The sequence below is a fragment of the Nocardioides speluncae genome (genome assembly GCF_003121585.1).
Classification (GTDB): domain Bacteria; phylum Actinomycetota; class Actinomycetes; order Propionibacteriales; family Nocardioidaceae; genus Nocardioides; species Nocardioides speluncae.
Genome location: NZ_QEOO01000042.1, coordinates 164,875 through 180,660, shown reverse-complemented (window position 1 = coordinate 180,660; position 15,786 = coordinate 164,875). Strand labels below are relative to the sequence as shown.

17 protein-coding genes are annotated in these 15,786 nt (G+C 71.5%); 9 read left to right on the top strand and 8 right to left on the bottom strand.

Going from position 1 to position 15,786, the window contains the following annotated elements:
• Positions 1 to 2: 2 nt before the first annotated feature.
• The gene (locus DDV73_RS23660) at positions 3 to 743 is read left to right on the top strand and encodes a 16S rRNA (uracil(1498)-N(3))-methyltransferase (RefSeq protein ID WP_109509724.1); all 741 of its coding nucleotides are present in this window, start codon (positions 3 to 5) and stop codon (positions 741 to 743) included.
• A gap of 97 nt (positions 744 to 840) precedes the next feature.
• Here DDV73_RS23660 and DDV73_RS23655 read toward each other — a convergent pair whose 3' ends face one another.
• Genes DDV73_RS23655 through DDV73_RS23645 form a run of 3 tightly spaced genes read right to left on the bottom strand, consistent with a single transcriptional unit; the run spans position 841 to position 3,507 of the window.
• A complete protein-coding gene (locus tag DDV73_RS23655) occupies positions 841 to 1,884 on the bottom strand; it encodes a winged helix DNA-binding domain-containing protein (RefSeq protein WP_109509723.1) in 1,044 nt (347 codons plus the stop codon).
• A 16-nt stretch (positions 1,885 to 1,900) separates the two neighbouring features.
• Positions 1,901 to 2,974 (bottom strand): Gmad2 immunoglobulin-like domain-containing protein, encoded by a 1,074-nt coding sequence (locus DDV73_RS23650; protein ID WP_109509722.1) that lies wholly within the window; start codon positions 2,972 to 2,974, stop codon positions 1,901 to 1,903.
• Entirely contained in the window at positions 2,971 to 3,507 is a 537-nt protein-coding gene (locus DDV73_RS23645; RefSeq protein WP_206051064.1) for a SigE family RNA polymerase sigma factor, read from the bottom strand. Before DDV73_RS23645 ends, DDV73_RS23650 begins: the two co-directional genes overlap by 4 nt.
• A gap of 103 nt (positions 3,508 to 3,610) precedes the next feature.
• Here DDV73_RS23645 and DDV73_RS23640 point away from each other — a divergent pair, with 103 nt between their 5' ends.
• Positions 3,611 to 3,970, top strand: a complete 360-nt coding sequence (locus tag DDV73_RS23640) for a histidine triad nucleotide-binding protein (RefSeq protein WP_109509720.1) — start codon at positions 3,611 to 3,613, stop codon at positions 3,968 to 3,970.
• A 12-nt stretch (positions 3,971 to 3,982) separates the two neighbouring features.
• On the opposite strand, the gene DDV73_RS23635 is transcribed toward DDV73_RS23640, so the two are convergent.
• Positions 3,983 to 4,240, bottom strand: a complete 258-nt coding sequence (locus tag DDV73_RS23635) for a hypothetical protein (RefSeq protein WP_109509719.1) — start codon at positions 4,238 to 4,240, stop codon at positions 3,983 to 3,985.
• A 177-nt stretch (positions 4,241 to 4,417) separates the two neighbouring features.
• Here DDV73_RS23635 and DDV73_RS23630 point away from each other — a divergent pair, with 177 nt between their 5' ends.
• Genes DDV73_RS23630 through DDV73_RS23620 form a run of 3 tightly spaced genes read left to right on the top strand, consistent with a single transcriptional unit; the run spans position 4,418 to position 7,196 of the window.
• Entirely contained in the window at positions 4,418 to 5,434 is a 1,017-nt protein-coding gene (locus DDV73_RS23630) for a PhoH family protein (protein ID WP_109509718.1), read from the top strand.
• The gene (gene ybeY, locus DDV73_RS23625; RefSeq protein ID WP_109509717.1) at positions 5,431 to 5,907 is read left to right on the top strand and encodes an rRNA maturation RNase YbeY; all 477 of its coding nucleotides are present in this window, start codon (positions 5,431 to 5,433) and stop codon (positions 5,905 to 5,907) included. The genes DDV73_RS23630 and ybeY overlap by 4 nt, the downstream gene beginning before the upstream one ends.
• The gene (locus tag DDV73_RS23620) at positions 5,904 to 7,196 is read left to right on the top strand and encodes a hemolysin family protein (protein WP_109509716.1); all 1,293 of its coding nucleotides are present in this window, start codon (positions 5,904 to 5,906) and stop codon (positions 7,194 to 7,196) included. Before ybeY ends, DDV73_RS23620 begins: the two co-directional genes overlap by 4 nt.
• Positions 7,197 to 7,363: 167 nt before the next feature.
• On the opposite strand, the gene DDV73_RS23615 is transcribed toward DDV73_RS23620, so the two are convergent.
• The gene (locus tag DDV73_RS23615; RefSeq protein ID WP_109509715.1) at positions 7,364 to 9,895 is read right to left on the bottom strand and encodes an ABC transporter permease; all 2,532 of its coding nucleotides are present in this window, start codon (positions 9,893 to 9,895) and stop codon (positions 7,364 to 7,366) included.
• The gene (locus tag DDV73_RS23610) at positions 9,892 to 10,650 is read right to left on the bottom strand and encodes an ABC transporter ATP-binding protein (protein WP_109509714.1); all 759 of its coding nucleotides are present in this window, start codon (positions 10,648 to 10,650) and stop codon (positions 9,892 to 9,894) included. Before DDV73_RS23610 ends, DDV73_RS23615 begins: the two co-directional genes overlap by 4 nt.
• A gap of 110 nt (positions 10,651 to 10,760) precedes the next feature.
• Here DDV73_RS23610 and DDV73_RS23605 point away from each other — a divergent pair, with 110 nt between their 5' ends.
• The 4 genes from DDV73_RS23605 (at position 10,761) to DDV73_RS23590 (ending at position 13,912) form a co-directional block, all read left to right on the top strand.
• Positions 10,761 to 12,017, top strand: a complete 1,257-nt coding sequence (locus DDV73_RS23605; RefSeq protein WP_109509713.1) for a sensor histidine kinase — start codon at positions 10,761 to 10,763, stop codon at positions 12,015 to 12,017.
• Complete coding sequence (locus DDV73_RS23600; protein ID WP_109509712.1) at positions 12,014 to 12,661, top strand: response regulator; 648 nt, start codon at positions 12,014 to 12,016, stop codon at positions 12,659 to 12,661. Before DDV73_RS23605 ends, DDV73_RS23600 begins: the two co-directional genes overlap by 4 nt.
• A gap of 9 nt (positions 12,662 to 12,670) precedes the next feature.
• The gene (locus DDV73_RS23595; protein ID WP_109509711.1) at positions 12,671 to 12,973 is read left to right on the top strand and encodes a cytidine deaminase; all 303 of its coding nucleotides are present in this window, start codon (positions 12,671 to 12,673) and stop codon (positions 12,971 to 12,973) included.
• A 102-nt stretch (positions 12,974 to 13,075) separates the two neighbouring features.
• Positions 13,076 to 13,912 carry a DUF559 domain-containing protein gene (locus DDV73_RS23590; protein ID WP_161962516.1) on the top strand — a complete coding sequence of 279 codons (837 nt, stop codon included), beginning with the start codon at positions 13,076 to 13,078 and terminating at the stop codon, positions 13,910 to 13,912.
• 10 nt (positions 13,913 to 13,922) lie between these two features.
• Here the strand turns inward: DDV73_RS23590 and DDV73_RS23585 are convergent, their stop codons facing one another.
• Both DDV73_RS23585 and DDV73_RS23580 read right to left on the bottom strand, forming a co-directional pair.
• Entirely contained in the window at positions 13,923 to 15,173 is a 1,251-nt protein-coding gene (locus tag DDV73_RS23585; RefSeq protein WP_109509709.1) for a hypothetical protein, read from the bottom strand.
• Positions 15,166 to 15,687 carry a SigE family RNA polymerase sigma factor gene (locus DDV73_RS23580; protein ID WP_109509708.1) on the bottom strand — a complete coding sequence of 174 codons (522 nt, stop codon included), beginning with the start codon at positions 15,685 to 15,687 and terminating at the stop codon, positions 15,166 to 15,168. Before DDV73_RS23580 ends, DDV73_RS23585 begins: the two co-directional genes overlap by 8 nt.
• Positions 15,688 to 15,786: the final 99 nt, after the last annotated feature.

Sequence of the window (15,786 nt, the reverse complement as noted above, 5' to 3'; positions counted from 1 at the left end):
CTGTGAGCCTCCCGGTCCATCTGGTTCCGACGCTGGCCGGGGTCGGCGTCGGCGGCACGGTCGAGGTGACCGGCGACGAGGCGCATCACGCGGTCACGGTCCGCCGGCTGCGCGTCGGTGAGCGGGTAGTGCTCACCGACGGCGCCGGTACGTCGGTCACCGGCGAGGTCGCCAGCACCGGTAAGAAGGTCTTCACCATCGGCGTCACCGACCTGGCGTACGCCGACCGGCCGGCGCCGTCGATCACCGTCGTCCAGGCGATCCCCAAGGGTGACCGCGGCGAGCTGGCCGTCGAGGTGCTCACCGAGATCGGCGTCGAGGCGATCGTGCCGTGGGCGGCCGCACGCTGCGTCGCGGTGTGGCGCGGCGAGCGCGCCGAGAAGTCCCTCGCGAAGTGGCGCTCGACCGCGCGCGAGGCGGCCAAGCAGTCCCGCCGTTCCTGGTTCCCCACGGTCGCACCGCTGGCGACGACCGACGCGGTCGCCGAGCTGCTGCGTGGGGCCGAGGTGAGCGTCGTACTCCACGAGGCAGCGACAACCTCGCTCGCGTCCGTGGCGATTCCCGAATCCGGGTCGATCGTGGTCGTGGTCGGCCCCGAGGGCGGCATCACCGACGAGGAGCTCGCCGCCTTCGCAGCCGCAGGCGCAACCTCGGTCCGGCTCGGCACCGAAGTGCTCCGCACCTCCACCGCCGGCCTCGCCGCCACCAGCGCGCTGCTCGCCCGGACGTCTCGCTGGGCGTAAGGGGCGGGCAGTTTCACTAGGTACCTAGTGAAACTGCCCCATCCCGTCGGAAACTTCCAGCGGGCACGGACAGTTTCGCGTGGGGCAACTTGTCCGACTAGCGGGCGAGGAGAACCTTGGCGCGGTCCAGTTCCTCGTCGAGGTCGGACTGCTCGGGCTTGGTGAGGTCGCGGTAGGTCGTCACGGTGATCGTGCCGTCCTCGACCCGCCACATGCCTTCGAGCATGCCGTCGACGAAGATCGTGTTACCGATGCCGCCGTTGACGCCCATCCAGTTCTTCCGCTTGACCGGATCGGTCACCCGGTCGCGGCCGGCGTGCGAGAGCCAGACGTTGTCGTAGACGCCGAGCAGACGCACCGGCGCCGGGGTCTCGCCGGTGACGATCTCGCCCTCGGGTACGTCGTACAGGGTCTTGCCGTTCTCTCCCGCGTGCTGGACGAGGTCGTCCATGCCTTTAAGCACCGGGACCAGCCGGGTGACGCCGGACCACGCGGTGACGTCGGCGGCGGTCGCGGGGCCGTAGGCGCGCAGGTAGCGGCGGACGATCTCGGCCACGTCCGGCTCTCGCAGCGGCTCGCCCAGCCAGCGGTCGACGTACTGGTAGATCACGCCGCCCGGCTTCTTCCACTGGCCGCGCGGCGGCAGCTGGGCCAGCGGCTGGTTGATCCGGGCGAGGTGGGCCAGCGCGTTGCCCGGCACGCCGGGGAAGCGCTCCTCGAGGGCTTCGCCCAGCGTCTTCATCGCGAGCGGCCCGTCGAGCAGCGCCTCGGAGATCGCGGCGTTGACCTCCGCGGTGTCGAGGTGGAGCGCCTCGATGACGTTCTGGCTGTGCTTGCGTTCGCGGTCCTGGCACGGCTGGGTCCACTGGCGCAGCGTGAGCGCGTCGCCGGGCACCAGCAGGTGGATGGTCCCGCGCATGCACAGCAGCCGCACCAGCGACTTGTCCTCCAGCGCGGCGGAGACGGCGTACGGGTCGAACTCGGCCAGCCGAGCCGCGAGCGAGAGGTACGGCGGCAGGTTCTCCTGCGCCTGCAGCCCGATGAGGTGCTCCACGACATGCGGGATCGGGCGCGTAGTCCGCTCCAGGAGGTGCTGGCGGTGCAGGAAGGTCCGGTTCAGGTCGCGGGGGCTGAGCTGCATGCCGCCAAGTTAGCGACTACTTCACAACGATGGTTCGAGTGTCCTCACTCGGACCGTTGCCTTCGGCGCCACCGCTCGGGTCGTCGGTCATCGCGGCGAACGTGTAGGTGCCGGGAGTCAATCCAGCGACCGAGACTGCCCCCTCGAATGCCGCGAGGCGGGTCATCCAGTCACCGCTCGACATGACGGACCCGCGTCTGATCACCTCGTCGCCCTGCCGGAGCTGCCAGGGCACGGTCGCCTCGAACGAGCTGGCCCGCCCGGAGAACTCCAGCCGGCCTCCGCTGACCGTCTGGCCTTCGGCAGGCGTGGTGAGCGACACGAGGGCGAGGACGTCGAGCTCCGCGGCCTGGGTAAGCGGCTCCGAGGTGGGTACGCCGAGGGTCTCGGCCACCGGGTTGCCGGAGACCTCGAACTGCACCGGCAGCCGCTGCTGGACCGCCGCCTGTGCGGTATAGATCAGCTGCTGGATCGCGAGCTCGGCCTCTCGGTCGGTCATCCGAGCGGGTCGCTCGGCGACGTCGGACAGGCCGATCCGAAGCACGTCGCCGTCCACCTCGGCCGAGTCGATGGTCATGACGCCGAGCCATGGGGTGCGGTAGTCGGGATCGGCCGGCTCGACCACGGTGGCCTCGCGCAACGCGCCGAGCAGCGCACTCTCCTCCGGGACCTGGTGGAACTCGCGGTACAACCCGGCGCCGGACGGGGTGTCGCCGAGGTAGTAGACGCCGACGGCCTGCTTCTCGCCGGTGGCCGGCTCCCCGGACTCGGACGGGTCGGGGCCGTCGGGCTCGGTCGGGGTGACGTCGGTCGTCGGGTCGACGTTCTCGCTGACCGAACCGGTCGGGGCGACCGGGTCCTCCTTGTCGGCCTCGTCGCCGCCCGGCGTACCAACGGCCGCGATCAGCGCCACGGTCGCAGCGGTGGCGACGACGGCGCCGCCGACTCCCCAGATCCACGGTCGGCGGTCGGTCATCTGATTCTCCTTGGTACGGGCACGGATCTGGTCAAGGGCATTGCGAGGCTCGATGTCGGACACCGCGTCGTCGAGGAGCCCGCGCAGCCGGCGCTCGTCGTTCGAGTCGGTCATGACGGCTCCTCCAGCAGGTGTCGCAGGGCGGCCAGGCCACGCGAGGCGTGGCTCTTGACCGAGCCCCGGCTGATGCCGAGGGCGGTGGCGATCTCGGTCTCGGAGAGGTCCAGGTAGTAGCGCAGCGCGACCACCTCGCGCTGGCGCTGCGGCAGCTCGGCCAGCGCATCGAGTACGGCGCGGCGCCGGGCCGCCTGCAGCACCGGCTCGTCGGCGCCCGGCTCGTCGTCAGGTGGTGCCGCGCTGGCCAGGTGCCGCTCGACCACGCCCCGGTGCCGGAGCGCGGAGCGGGAGCGGTTGACCACACCCTGGCGCAGGTAGGCGACCGCCTTGTCGTGATCGCGTAGCTTGCGCCAGCGGCCGTGAGTGGCCACGAAGACGTCCTGCACGATCTCCTCGGCCTGGCCGAGATCGCGGACCAGCAGCACCGAGAGCCGGACAAGCTGCCGCCAGTGGGCGGCGTACAGCTGCTCGATCGCCCGGTCGGGATCGTGCAGGTCGGCGTCCCACTCGGAACGCGCGGTGGGTGCCATCGCGATCCTCAGAGCCGGCAACGTTGGACTTCTCACGGTAGTTCCACGCGCGACCCGGGTCACCGGTTGACACACCCGCTCGGCGGATTTCTAGTGTGGAGCCATGAGCGCACCCGAACCGTCCGCCGACTGCCTGTTCTGCAAGATCGTGGCGGGTGAGATCCCGGCCGAGATCGTGCACGCGACAGAGACCGTGGTCGCCTTCCGAGACGTCAACCCGCAGGCGCCCACGCACGTGCTGATCGTGCCGCGCAGCCACTACGCCAACGCCGCCGAGGTCGCCCACTGGGAGCCGACCACGATGTCCGAGCTGGTGGGTGCCGCCGCCGCGGTCGCCGACAAGGAGGCGTTTGGCGACAGCTACCGGCTGGTCTTCAACACGGGACCAGGCGCCGGCCAGACCGTCTTCCACGCACACCTGCACCTGCTCGGCGGCCGCCCGCTGACCTGGCCGCCCGGCTGAGCGACAAACCCGTCAGGCGTCGCCGCGGAGCAGGCTGATCACCGAGAGCAGCAGAGGCAGGCCGAGCGCGAGCAGCGCGATCCAGGCGACCAGCCGGTGGCTGAGGCGGGACGGGTTGAGCGCGTTCGCGAACTCGAGGAGGGCACCCTCCTCGGTGTTGCGGCTCAGTCCCATCCGCTCGTGCTCGGCGGGCAGTCGGGGCGGCGTCCAGACATCGCTGACCGACGAGTGGCCGGGGTCGCCGGAGGGTTCCAGTCGACGGTCATCCATGGTGACGCTCCCTTCGCAGGACCCACCCAGGTGGGTGGGCCCAGCGTACCGGCGTACCTTCCGATCCGGCTGCCGCTCGAGGGCAGCCTGTGGAAAACGCTGGCGACGGGCGTGGCCCACTCGCGTAGCATGGAGGGCGACAATTCCGACCGAGAGGACGCCCGCACGCCGGGCCTTATGACAGACACGCAGACCAGCCCAGGTACCCGACACACCGTCGTCGTGCCCGCGAGCATCAACATGGTCAGCCTGCTCGGCCCCGGCGATGAGCACCTTGCGCTGATCGAGGACGCCTTCGAGGCGGATATCCACGTTCGTGGCAACCAGGTGACGCTGTACGGCGACCCCGGCGAGGTGGCCCTGGCGGAGCGGCTCCTCGACGAGCTGGTGACCATCATCCGCACCGGCCAGGGTGTCAGCCCCGAGACCGTCGAGCGGGTGATCGGCATGCTCCGCACCGAGACCAAGGAGCGGCCGGCCGACGTACTCTCGCTCAACATCCTGAGCAACCGCGGCCGCACCATCCGGCCGAAGACGCTCAACCAGAAGCGGTACGTCGACTCCATCGACAAGCACACGATCACCTTCGGCATCGGCCCCGCGGGCACCGGCAAGACCTACCTGGCGATGGCCAAGGCCGTGCAGGCGCTGCAGTCCAAGAACGTCAACCGGATCATCCTGACCCGGCCGGCGGTGGAGGCGGGCGAGCGGCTCGGCTTCCTGCCGGGCACGCTCAGCGAGAAGATCGACCCCTACCTGCGCCCGCTGTACGACGCCCTGCACGACATGCTCGACCCCGACTCGATCCCGAAGCTGCTCGCGGCCGGGACGATCGAGGTGGCGCCGCTGGCGTATATGCGTGGCCGCTCGCTCAACGACTCGTTCATCATCCTCGACGAGGCGCAGAACACCTCGCCGGAGCAGATGAAGATGTTCCTGACCCGGCTCGGCTTCGGCTCCAAGATCGTGGTGACCGGCGACGTCACCCAGGTCGACCTGCCCAGCGGCATCAAGAGCGGCCTGCGCATTGTCGAGGGTATCCTCGACGGGCTCGACGACGTCTCGTTCAACCGGCTGACCGCCCACGACGTAGTCCGGCACAAGCTGGTCGGCAAGATCGTGGCCCGGTACGACGAGTTCGACGCGCGTCGTGAGGCCGAGGATTCCCCATCGAAGGAGCACAGACAGCGGTGAGCATCGAGGTGCTCAATGAGTCCGGCCACGACCTGGACGTGAAGCAGCTCGCCGCGCTGGCGCGGTTCGTGATGGACCGGATGCGGGTGCACCCACTGGCCGAGCTGTGCATCAAGGCCGTCGACGAGCCGACGATCGCCGAGCTCAACGAGAAGTGGATGGAGAAGGAGGGCCCGACCGACGTGCTCGCCTTCCCGATGGACGAGCTGCGGCCCGGCCTGGTCAACGAGGAGCCCGAGGAGGGCGTGCTCGGCGACCTGGTGCTCTGCCCGGACGTCGCCGAACGGCAGGGCGCGACCGCCGGCCACGGGACCGAGGCCGAGCTGGAGCTGCTCACCGTCCACGGCATCCTGCACCTGCTGGGCTACGACCACGCCGAGCCCGAGGAGCACAAGGTGATGTTCGGTCTGCAAGGCGACCTGCTGGCGGCCTGGGCGGCCGCAGAGTCCGCCGCCGCAACCGACCTGCGATGACCGGCGACCTCACGCTGCTGGTCACCGCGGCGGCGCTCGTCGTCCTCGCCGGGGTGTTCTCGGCGGCCGACGCGGCGCTCTCGTCGTTCTCGCGCGCCCGGGCCGAGGAGATCGCCGCCGAGGGCCGGGCGGGCACCCGCTGGCTGCTCACGATCCTCGACGACCCGCCGCGCTACCTCAACACCGCGCTGCTGCTGCGAATGTTCTGCGAGGTGTCGGCGATCGTGCTGGTCACTCTGCAGCTCCACGACGGGTACGACGGCGCCTGGTGGCCCGCCGTACTCACCTCGATCGGCGTGATGCTGGTGGTCTCGTTCGCCGTTATCGGCGTCGGTCCGCGCACCCTCGGCCGCCAGCACAACGAGCGGATCGCGCTCGTCTCGGCGCTGCCGATGGTGCTGGCCACCCGGGTGCTGGGACCGCTGCCGCGGCTGCTGATCCTGCTCGGCAACGCGATCACGCCCGGCAAGGGCTTCCGCGAGGGCCCGTTCGCGACCGAGACCGAGCTGCGTGAGCTGGTCGACCTCGCCGAGGCGTCGGCGGTGATCGAGTCCGGCGAGCGGAAGATGATCCACTCGGTCTTCGAGCTCGGCGACACCATCGCCCGCGAGGTGATGGTGCCGCGCACCGACATCGTGTTCATCGAGCGGCACAAGACGCTGCGCCAGGCCCGCTCGCTGTTCCTGCGCAGCGGCTTCAGCCGGGTCCCCGTGATCGGCGAGAACCTCGACGACATCGTCGGCTTCGCCTACCTCAAGGACGTCGCACGGCGCGACTTCGAGGACGCCGAGGCAGAGACCTCCGAGCGGATCGACTCGGTGCTGCGGTCGGCGCACTTCGTGCCGGACTCCAAGCCGGTCGACGAGCTGCTGAAGGAGATGCAGGCCCGCCGCCAGCACATCGCGGTGGTCGTCGACGAGTACGGCGGCACCTCCGGTCTGGTCACCATCGAGGACATCCTGGAGGAGATCGTCGGCGAGATCACCGACGAGTACGACACCGAGGAGATCGAGGTCCAGCACCTGCCGAGCGGCCAGACCCGGGTCTCGTCGCGGTTCCCGGTCGACGACCTCGACGAGGCCGTCGGCGTGGCCGTCGAGGACGAGGAGGTCGACAGCATCGGTGGGCTGATGGCCAAGCACCTCGGCTGGGTGCCGATCCCGGGCTCGACCGTCGAGGTGAACGGGCTCCGGTTCGAGGCCGAGGGCGTCTCCGGCCGTCGCAACCGGATCGACACGGTGCTGATCACCCGCCTCGACCGTCCGTCGGAGATCTCCGAGACCGGCTGAGACGTTCGGGGGCGCGGTCGGCCCGACCTCGGACGCCTGCGGGCGCTGCGGCGGCGCGTCGCGCGCTTGGCCGCCGCCTTTGGTTGCGCTCCGTTGGCGCGCGCCGCGGCCAAGCCGCTGGACGCCGCCCGCAGGCGTCCGAGGCCGAGCCGACCGCGCACGGGTGGCTAGCGCTCCTGGGCTGCGGAGGGCGCGACCCTTCCCAGGGCGGCGGCGGCAAGTGCTGTGCTCGCGAAGGCGATGGCGGTGAGGGCGCCGCCGACCACCCAGACGTCGGTGACCGGTGGTGCGGGGAGGCGGCCGAGGGCGGGCTGGTTGAGGACCATCGGCACGGCGATCACGGCGTACACCGCCAGCCCGAGCAGTAGTCCGGCGAGCACCACGCCCGCGCACTCGGTGAGCAGCCAGTTGCGGACCTGTGCCCGGTCGGCGCCGACCAGACGCAGCACCGCCGCCTCGCGGCGCCGGTCCTCGACCGACATCAGCACCGAGTTGACCAGCGAGACCGCGCCGAGCAGGACCGCGATGGCCAGGATGATCCGGATCACCAGCTTGTTCGAGCCGGCCTGTGCCTCGGCCTGGGCCGAGCTCAGCTCGGCTGCCGGCGCCGCCTCGGCGCCGATCGCCTCCGCCTCCTCTGCGACCGCAGCGGCGGCCCGATCTCGGGCGGCCGCGTCGAGGTCCTCGTCGTAGGAGACGAGCACGCGGTCGGCGTACGGGGTGACCTCGGCGGCCGGGTAGGGGAGCACCGCCTCAACCGAGAGCATCGGCAGGTCGAGCAGCGCGGCCACCTTGGCGGTTGTCGGCCGACCGTCGGGGCCACGGAACTTGGCGGTGTCACCGACGTCGAGGTCGCCCATCGCGCCGGCGAGACCGGTGGACAGCGCGATGGTACCTGGCTGGAGTTGGGAGAGGCTGCCGGCCCCAACCGGAAGCGCGGTGACCTCGGTCAGCGTGGCCGGGTCGACCAGCCAGGCCGCCCGCTCGAAGGAGTCCACCTCGGAGCCGGCGACGATCTCGCTGGTGCGCAGCGGCATCGCCGCCCGGACGCCGTCGATGCCGGCGAACGCGGTCGCGACCTCGCGGTCGAGCAGACCGGACGGTCCGGGCACCACCACCTGGTCGGCGGTGATCGCATCGGCGGACTCCTTGTTGCTGGCGGCGACGGCGACATCGGTCAGGCCGAGCATGGTCGCGCAGAGGCCGACGGTGATTGCGATCGGCATCGCGGTGGCGGCGGTACGCCGGACGGCCCGGCGGGACGAGGCCCGCGGGAGCTCCCACGCCCGGAGCCGGAGCAGGCCGCTGGCCACCCGGGGCACGATCACCGGCCCGATGGCGGCGAGGCCGATCAGCACCAGCCAGCTGAGCATCACCGCACCGGCGAGCACGACCTCCAGGCCGGTCGGCAGTATCAGCGAGATCACCACCGCCGAGCCGATGCAGAGCACGCCGAACGCCAGCCGGAGCACGCCCGGGCGCCGTACGTCGGCACCGGCTTCGGCCACCGCCTCGACCGGACGGATCTTCGAGGCGCGGCGGGAGCCGCCGTACGCCGCTAGCAGCGCGACCGCGCCCGCCGCACCAGCCGCGATCGTCAGCGCGAGCGGCGACGGCGGCGCCGTGAAGTCCTTCGGCGCCAGCTCGTTGTCGACCAGGAGCCGCACGAACGGCCCGGTCAGCGGCGGCCCGACCAGCAGCCCGAGCAGGCCACCGGCGACGGCGACGAACAGCGCCTCCACCAGCACGCTCAGCCTGAGCTGGCGCCGGGTGGCGCCGACCAGCCGGAGTACCGCGAACTCACCCCGGCGCCGGGTCACGCCGAGCGCGAAGGTGTTGGCGGTGGTGAAGAGCGCCACGAAGCCTGACACCGCCATCACCACACCGGCCACCGCCACAGTGTCGGCCAGCACGACCGCCCGCCGGTCGACCTCGGCCCGGGCACGGTCGTCGCCCGTAAGCACCTGGACCCGGTCCTTGAAGCCGGCAGGCGCCTTGAACTCGCGCTTGACCGCTGCCTGGAGGTCGTCGGGATCCGCGCCACCGAAGAGTCCGACTGCCGCGGCCCGGTGGCCGGCCAGCTCGGCGGCGGTGTCGTCGTCGACCAGGACGCCGAGCTCTCGCTCCGCACCCGGGTCCTCGACCAGCGCCGAGACGGTCACCGTCTGCCGGCCGGCGGGCGTGAGCAGCTGGACGCGGTCACCGACGCCCACACCGCGGCCGGTCGGTACGGCGACCTCGCCGGCACCCGGCGGCCGGCCCGAGATCAGCTCGGTGCCGGCCAGCAGCCGGCTGCTCCAGCCGCGGAAGACCGTGTCCTCGTCCTTCGCGACCGGACGGCCGCCGGACAGCAGGGCGCCGGGCGATGCGTAGTCGGCAATCGCACTGTCGACTCCGGCGACGTCGGCCAGCCGGCGTACCGCGTCCTCGCCGAGCCCGACCGGGTCCGGTGGCGTGAAGTCGGTGTAGCTGCCCTCAGGCAGCGGGATGCGCAGGGTCGGCTCTACGGCGACCACCACGTCGGCGGCGCGGTAGCGCAGCGGCTCGTCGCTCTTGCCCTCGCTCGCCGCGACCACGACCGAGATCGCGACCACGAACGCGGCCACCGCGAGCCCGACCGCCACCAGCGGCCCGACCAGGGTCATCGGCCGCAGCCGCAGCCCGCGGATGGCCGTCGGCAGCAGCGCCAGGTTCGTCATCGCCCGACTCCCGCCGTCTCGAGCTCGATGTCGGTCATCCTCGCGGCCACCTCGGCGGCGGCCGGCGCGAGCAGCTCATCGCGGACCCGCCCGTTGGCCAGGAACAACGCACGGTCGGCGTACGACGCAGCCACAGGGTCGTGGGTGACCATGATGATCGTCTGGCCGTGGTCCTGGGAGACCGAGCGGAGCAGGCTGAGGATGTCGCGGGCGGTGTTGGTGTCCAGCGCGCCGGTCGGCTCGTCGGCGAAGACCACCTCCGGCCGGGTGACCAGGGCGCGGGCGATCGCCACCCGCTGCTGCTGGCCGCCCGAGAGCTGGCCGGGGAGGTGGCCGCTGCGGTCGGCGAGGCCGACCGCGGCCAGCGCGGCCCGGGCACGCGCCCGGACGTCACTGCGCTCGCCGGCGAGGCGGAGCGGCAGCGCCACGTTCTGCTTGGCGGTCAGGGCAGGCAGCAGGTTGAACGCCTGGAAGACGAACCCGAGCCGCTCGCGGCGGAGCCGGGTCAGCTGCTTCTCGCGCAGCCGGGTGACGTCGACGCCGCCGACGAACGCCTGGCCCTTGGTGAGCCGGTCCAGGCCGGCAGCGCACTGCAGCAGCGTGGACTTGCCGGAGCCGGACGGGCCCATCACCGCGGTGAAGGAGCCGGCCCGGAAGCCGAGGGTGACGTCGTCGAGCGCGGTGACCCGGCGGCCGTAGGTTCGGGTCGCGCGCCATAGCTGGACGGCGTCCTCGGAGGGCTGGTTGGACTTCATGGCTCAAGTCCATCCGTTATCGCGCCTGCGGTCGCTGGTGCGGGCTGCCGGATCGAAGGTAGGGCAGGCCCTACCGACCTCGACCCGGGGAGCCCACTAGCGTTGCCAGCGTGGACGGGTCCGAGGTGTGGCGAGCGCTGTCCCGTCCGCACCGGTTGCTGCTGACGGCGTGGCCGTGGCGCGCGCTCGGCTACCTGCTCAGCGGCGTCGTACTCGGCTTCGCGCTGCTGATCCTGCTCGTCTCCGCGGTCGGGCTCGGCGTGCTGACGCTGCCGGTCGGCGTGGGCGCGGTGCTGCTGGTCGGCGTCGCGTTCAGCGGGATCCCGATCGGCCAGGTCGAACGCCGCCGGCTGCGGCTGATGGGCCTTCCGGAGCCGGCCGACCCCCACCTTCCGGTCAACGAGCCGGGGCTGCGGTCGTGGCTGGCGGTACGCCGCCGCGAGCCCGCCACCTGGCGTGAGCTCGGCTATGCGCTGCTGATGGCCGGACCGCTGGCCATCGCCGACCTGCTGCTGCCGGGCGCACTGCTGTCGTCGGTCGCGGCCCTGCTGTCGGCACCACTGGTCGTGCTGGTGCTGGACGACCAGGTCGACCTCTACGGCAATGTCGTCGACACCCCTGCCGAGGCCTGGCCGGCCGCCGCGGGCGGACTGGCCGCACTGCTCGTCGTACTCCCGCTGATCGTGGTGTACGCCGCGGCGCGGGCCGCGCTGGCCCGGCTGCTGCTGGGCGCCAGCGAGCACGAGGCGCAGCAGGCGCTGGCCGCCGCCCAGGACTCCCGCGCCCGGCTGGCGCGGGCCTTCGACGCCGAGCGGCGCCGGATCGAGCGCGACCTCCACGACGGCGTACAACAGCAGTTGGTCGCGCTCGCGGCGACGATTGGCCTGGCCCGGCACGAGGCCGGGGGCAGTGCTCGGCTGGATACCGCTGCCGAGCAGGTGAGCGACGCGCTGGCGGCGCTGCGCGAGACGGTGCACGAGCTGGACCCGCCGGTGCTGCGCGACCGCGGCCTGCCCGACGCGATCGAGCGGGTGGGGCGCCGGTCGGTGCTCGCGGTCCGGGTCGACGCGGCCGTACCCGACCGGCTCGACCCGGCGCTCGAGCGGTCGGTCTACTTCGCGCTGTGCGAGCTCCTCGGGAACGCGGAGAAGCACGCGCAGGCGACCACCGTCGACGTCCGGATCGGGGTGATCGGGAGCGCGCTGGTGGCGGAGGTGCGCGACGACGGCGTGGGTGGCGCGGCCGCGACCGGCGCCGGCTCTGGCATCGTGGGCATCGCCGACCGGCTCGCGGTGCACGACGGCGTGTTCGCCGTCGACAGCCCCGACGGTGGCCCGACCGTCGCCCGGATCGAGGTGCCCCTATGAAGGTTCTGCTGGCGGAGGACTCGACCTTCACCCGGGTCGGCGTGGTCGAGATCCTGAGCTCCGCCGGACACGAGGTGGACTGGGTCGAGGACGGCACCGCGCTCGAGGAGCGGTGCGCCCCGCCTGCGTCGTACGACCTGGTCGTCACCGACGTCCGGATGCCGCCGACCCATACCGACGAAGGGCTGCGCGCGGCCTTGGCGCTGCAGCGGCTGCCGGAGCCGATCCCGGTGCTGGTGATCTCCGCGCATATCGAGGTGGCCTCGGCGACCGAGCTGCTCGCGACCGCGCCGGGTGGCGTCGGCTACCTGCTGAAGGACCGCGTGGTCGACGTGGCCGAGTTCCTCGCCGCGGTCGACCGGGTGGCGGCCGGGGGAGTGGTGGTGGACCCGGAGGTGATGCGCGAGCTGCTCGGCGCCCGCGGCGTGGTGCGGGTGGTCGACCGGCTCACCCCGCGCGAGCTGGAGGTGCTGTCGCTGATGGCCGAGGGGCTGACCAACGCGGCGATCGCGGCCCGGCTGGTGGTAACCACCGCGGCCGTGGAGAAGCACATCGGCAACCTCTTCATGAAGCTCGACCTGCCGCCGGACGGCGATGCCCACCGGCGGGTGGCGGCTGTCTTGGCCTACCTGCAGTCCCTCTAGCCTGTGGCTATGCCTGACCTCTCCGCCGAGGACGCCAAGCTGGTCACCCTCGCCCGCGCCACCCGCGCCCGCACCCGCGCCGCCGAGGGCGCCGCCGTCCGCGACACCGACGGCCGGACGTACGCCGGCGCCACCGTCTCGCTGCCGTCCCTGCAGCTGTCGGCGGTGCAGGTGTGTATCGCGATGGCGATTTCGTCGGGGTCGGGCGGGCTGGAGGCGGTCGTGGTGATGGGGGCGGATGCCGTTGCCGAGGCGGACGAGGCCGCGATCCGGGAGTTCGGCGGCGTCGGCGTCGTCGTTCATCTGGTTTGACTCGGGCCAACCGCCCCAACGACCAAACTTCGCGACGCGCCGAGCCCACGCGATCCTAGCCCCCACATTGGTAGGCCGGGTGTACCCCTGTGGATGACCGGCGTGGCAACGCGCTCGGAGCTGCTCTCCATGACGACAGTGTGTCGGGTGCGTACGGCGCGCAGGCGCGGCGAGATCTGGCGCGTCGCTCGCCATCGGTACGCCTTGCCGGAGGCCGGGGTCCTGCGACGTGCCGCCGAGCTGTCCGGCGTCGTGTCCCACACCAGCGCCGCCCTGCACTGGGGCTGGAAGGTGAAGACCGTCCCGGAGCGCCCGTCGGTGACGGTGCGCCGTGGCCGCCGGATACCACCGGACACCCAGGCGACCGTCGAGATGCACTGGAGCAACCTTGGGACGGACGAGATCTGCGGACATGTCACCAGCAAGCTGCGCACCGTCGTCGACTGCGCTCGTGCTCTTCCGTTCACGAGGCGCTTGCAGTCGCAGACTCCGCGCTGCGGGCCGGCGACATCGGGCGGGGCGAGTTGCTACGCCGTGCGTGCGTGCAAGGGGCGTAGCGCTGGGAAGGCCCGACGGGTGGCGGCCCATGCCGACCGCGGCGCCGCCAACCCGTTCGAATCCGTGCTGCGCGCGATCCCTCTGGACTGCGGGCTTGATGTGCTTCCACAGCCACCCATCGACGTTGGGGAGGTGACCCTCCATCCCGACGTGGTCGATCGCGAACGAAGGCTGGTGCTGGAGGCCGACTCTTGGACCTGGCATGCCAAGAAGTCTGACCATGATCGCGACTGCTGGCGGTACAACGCCCTGGTGGTGCACGGCTGGACGGTGCTCAGGTTCACCTGGGACCAGGTGATGCACTCGCCGACCTACGTCGCTGTCACGATCGACCAAGCCGTCCACGGCCCGTCGCCGGGCCGTGGACGGCTTGTCGCCTGAGGCGTGTGGCCTACATGTCGTTGCCCACGAACATCGGGTCGCCGTTGACCTCGTGTTCGCCGAGCTTCTCGCATTCGCCGGACGGGACCTCGCAGTCGAAGAAGGTGTCCTTGTACGTCGAGTCGCTCGGCAGTTCCTCGCCGGGGCTGGCCATATCGCTGAGCGGAACCTTGAGCGTCACCTCGGCCCCCGGCTCCGTGCCGAGCTCCGGGAGCGTGCCCGGGTCGGCTGGCCTGGCCTCGGTGGACCCGTCGCCGCCCATCATCGCGACCAGGACCGAGCCGTCGGTGTCGATGGTGTAGAAGCCCAGGTCATCCACCGGTACGTCGAGCTTCAGGTCCGGCGCACCGGGAGTGGTCGCCTTCAGCGTGCTCGACCAGTTCAGGACGTACTTGCCGTCGAAGGTGAGCTGGGCATCGATCGCGCCGCTGACGAACCGCCAGTCGGCAACCGGCCCGGTGTGGGTCGGGGCCGGGCCGTCGTGGAGTACGACGCCGTTGTGGACGTCGGCGATCCGGGTCTCCGGCCCGGCGATCTTGGTCCAGCTGTCGTCGCCCGTGTCCCAGGTGAACATGCCGTCGGGGGTGCGGACGAAGGCGATGCCGTCGTCCAGCCCGTCCAGCCGTACGTCGTCGCAGGCGTCGCCCGCACACGGCACGTCGCGGGTGCCGACCTGCTCGCGCGCGTCCACGTCGTACAGCACGATCTGGATCCGGTCGTCGTGCCGGACCGTCCAGCCGACCACGCTGCTGGTGACGTCGGCGACCGTGGTGGGGTAGAAGTCGTCCAGCCCGGCCGTCGACCCGTCACCCAGCCGGGACACGTTGCCGCTCGCGTCGAGCAGGTGCGGCCGCAGCTTGGAGTCGAAGAAGACCACACCGGCGGGGACGGCGCGGGCCGAGGTGTCGAGGTAGCGGACGTCGCCCTCGTCGAACGTCCGGCCGGCCAGGTGGACCTTGCCGTCGCCCACCGAGTAGGCGCGCAGCCCCTTGCTGAGGTCGAGCGCGCCGAGCGGGGCGTAGGCCTCGGCGGAGCCGCCGGGCCCGCCGATCATCGCCTGGCCGGCGATCACGGCGCCGCAGGCGACGGCCGCCAGTCCGGCCGTCGCTACGAAGCTGGCGCGGCGTCGGCGAAGGCGACTTCCCTGTCTGGTGACCGCGGCCAGGTTGCCAGCGGGTGGCTCGAGTCCGTCCAGCCGGCGGGCGAGGCTCTCGGCGACAAGCTGGTCGCCATTCCAGTGAGGTTCAGTCAGGTCAGGCATCTCGGGCTCCGTTCAGATCGGGTTCGGTGTCGTAGAGCCGCCGCAGGTTGGCCAGGGCGGACGAGGCCTGCGACTTCACGGTGCCGCGGCTACACCCGAGGACCTCGGCGATCTGCGCCTCATCGAGGTCCTCGTAGTAGCGGAGTACGACGATCGCGCGCTGCCGTGGCGGCAGTTCGCACACCGCCCGCCACATCGAGTCGTGCTCGACCACGCCGTCCTCGTGGCCCCGGCCAGCGCGGTCCTCGTCGAGCACCGCAGTCGGCCGCTCCGATCGGAACCACGCCCGGCGTCGCACCGCCAGAACCTCGTTGACCGCGATTCGGCGGACGTACGCCAGCGGGCTGATCGCCATAGAGATCTTCGGCCACGCGGCGTACGCCTTCGAGAACGCCGTCTGCAGCGCATCCTCGGCCAACTGGGCATCGCCGGCGATCGCGAACGTGGCGGGGTAGAGCCGGCGCCACGATGCGTGGAAGAAGTCGGCGAACTCCTGTTCCTTGGTGTCGCGCACGCCTTACCTCTCGACAGATGTTTTTCTTCGGTTGCCGTGTTGATGCGTCGAGGAGCCTCTGGGGTTGTGCCGAGTCCGTCACTGATTAACGTGGCCAGT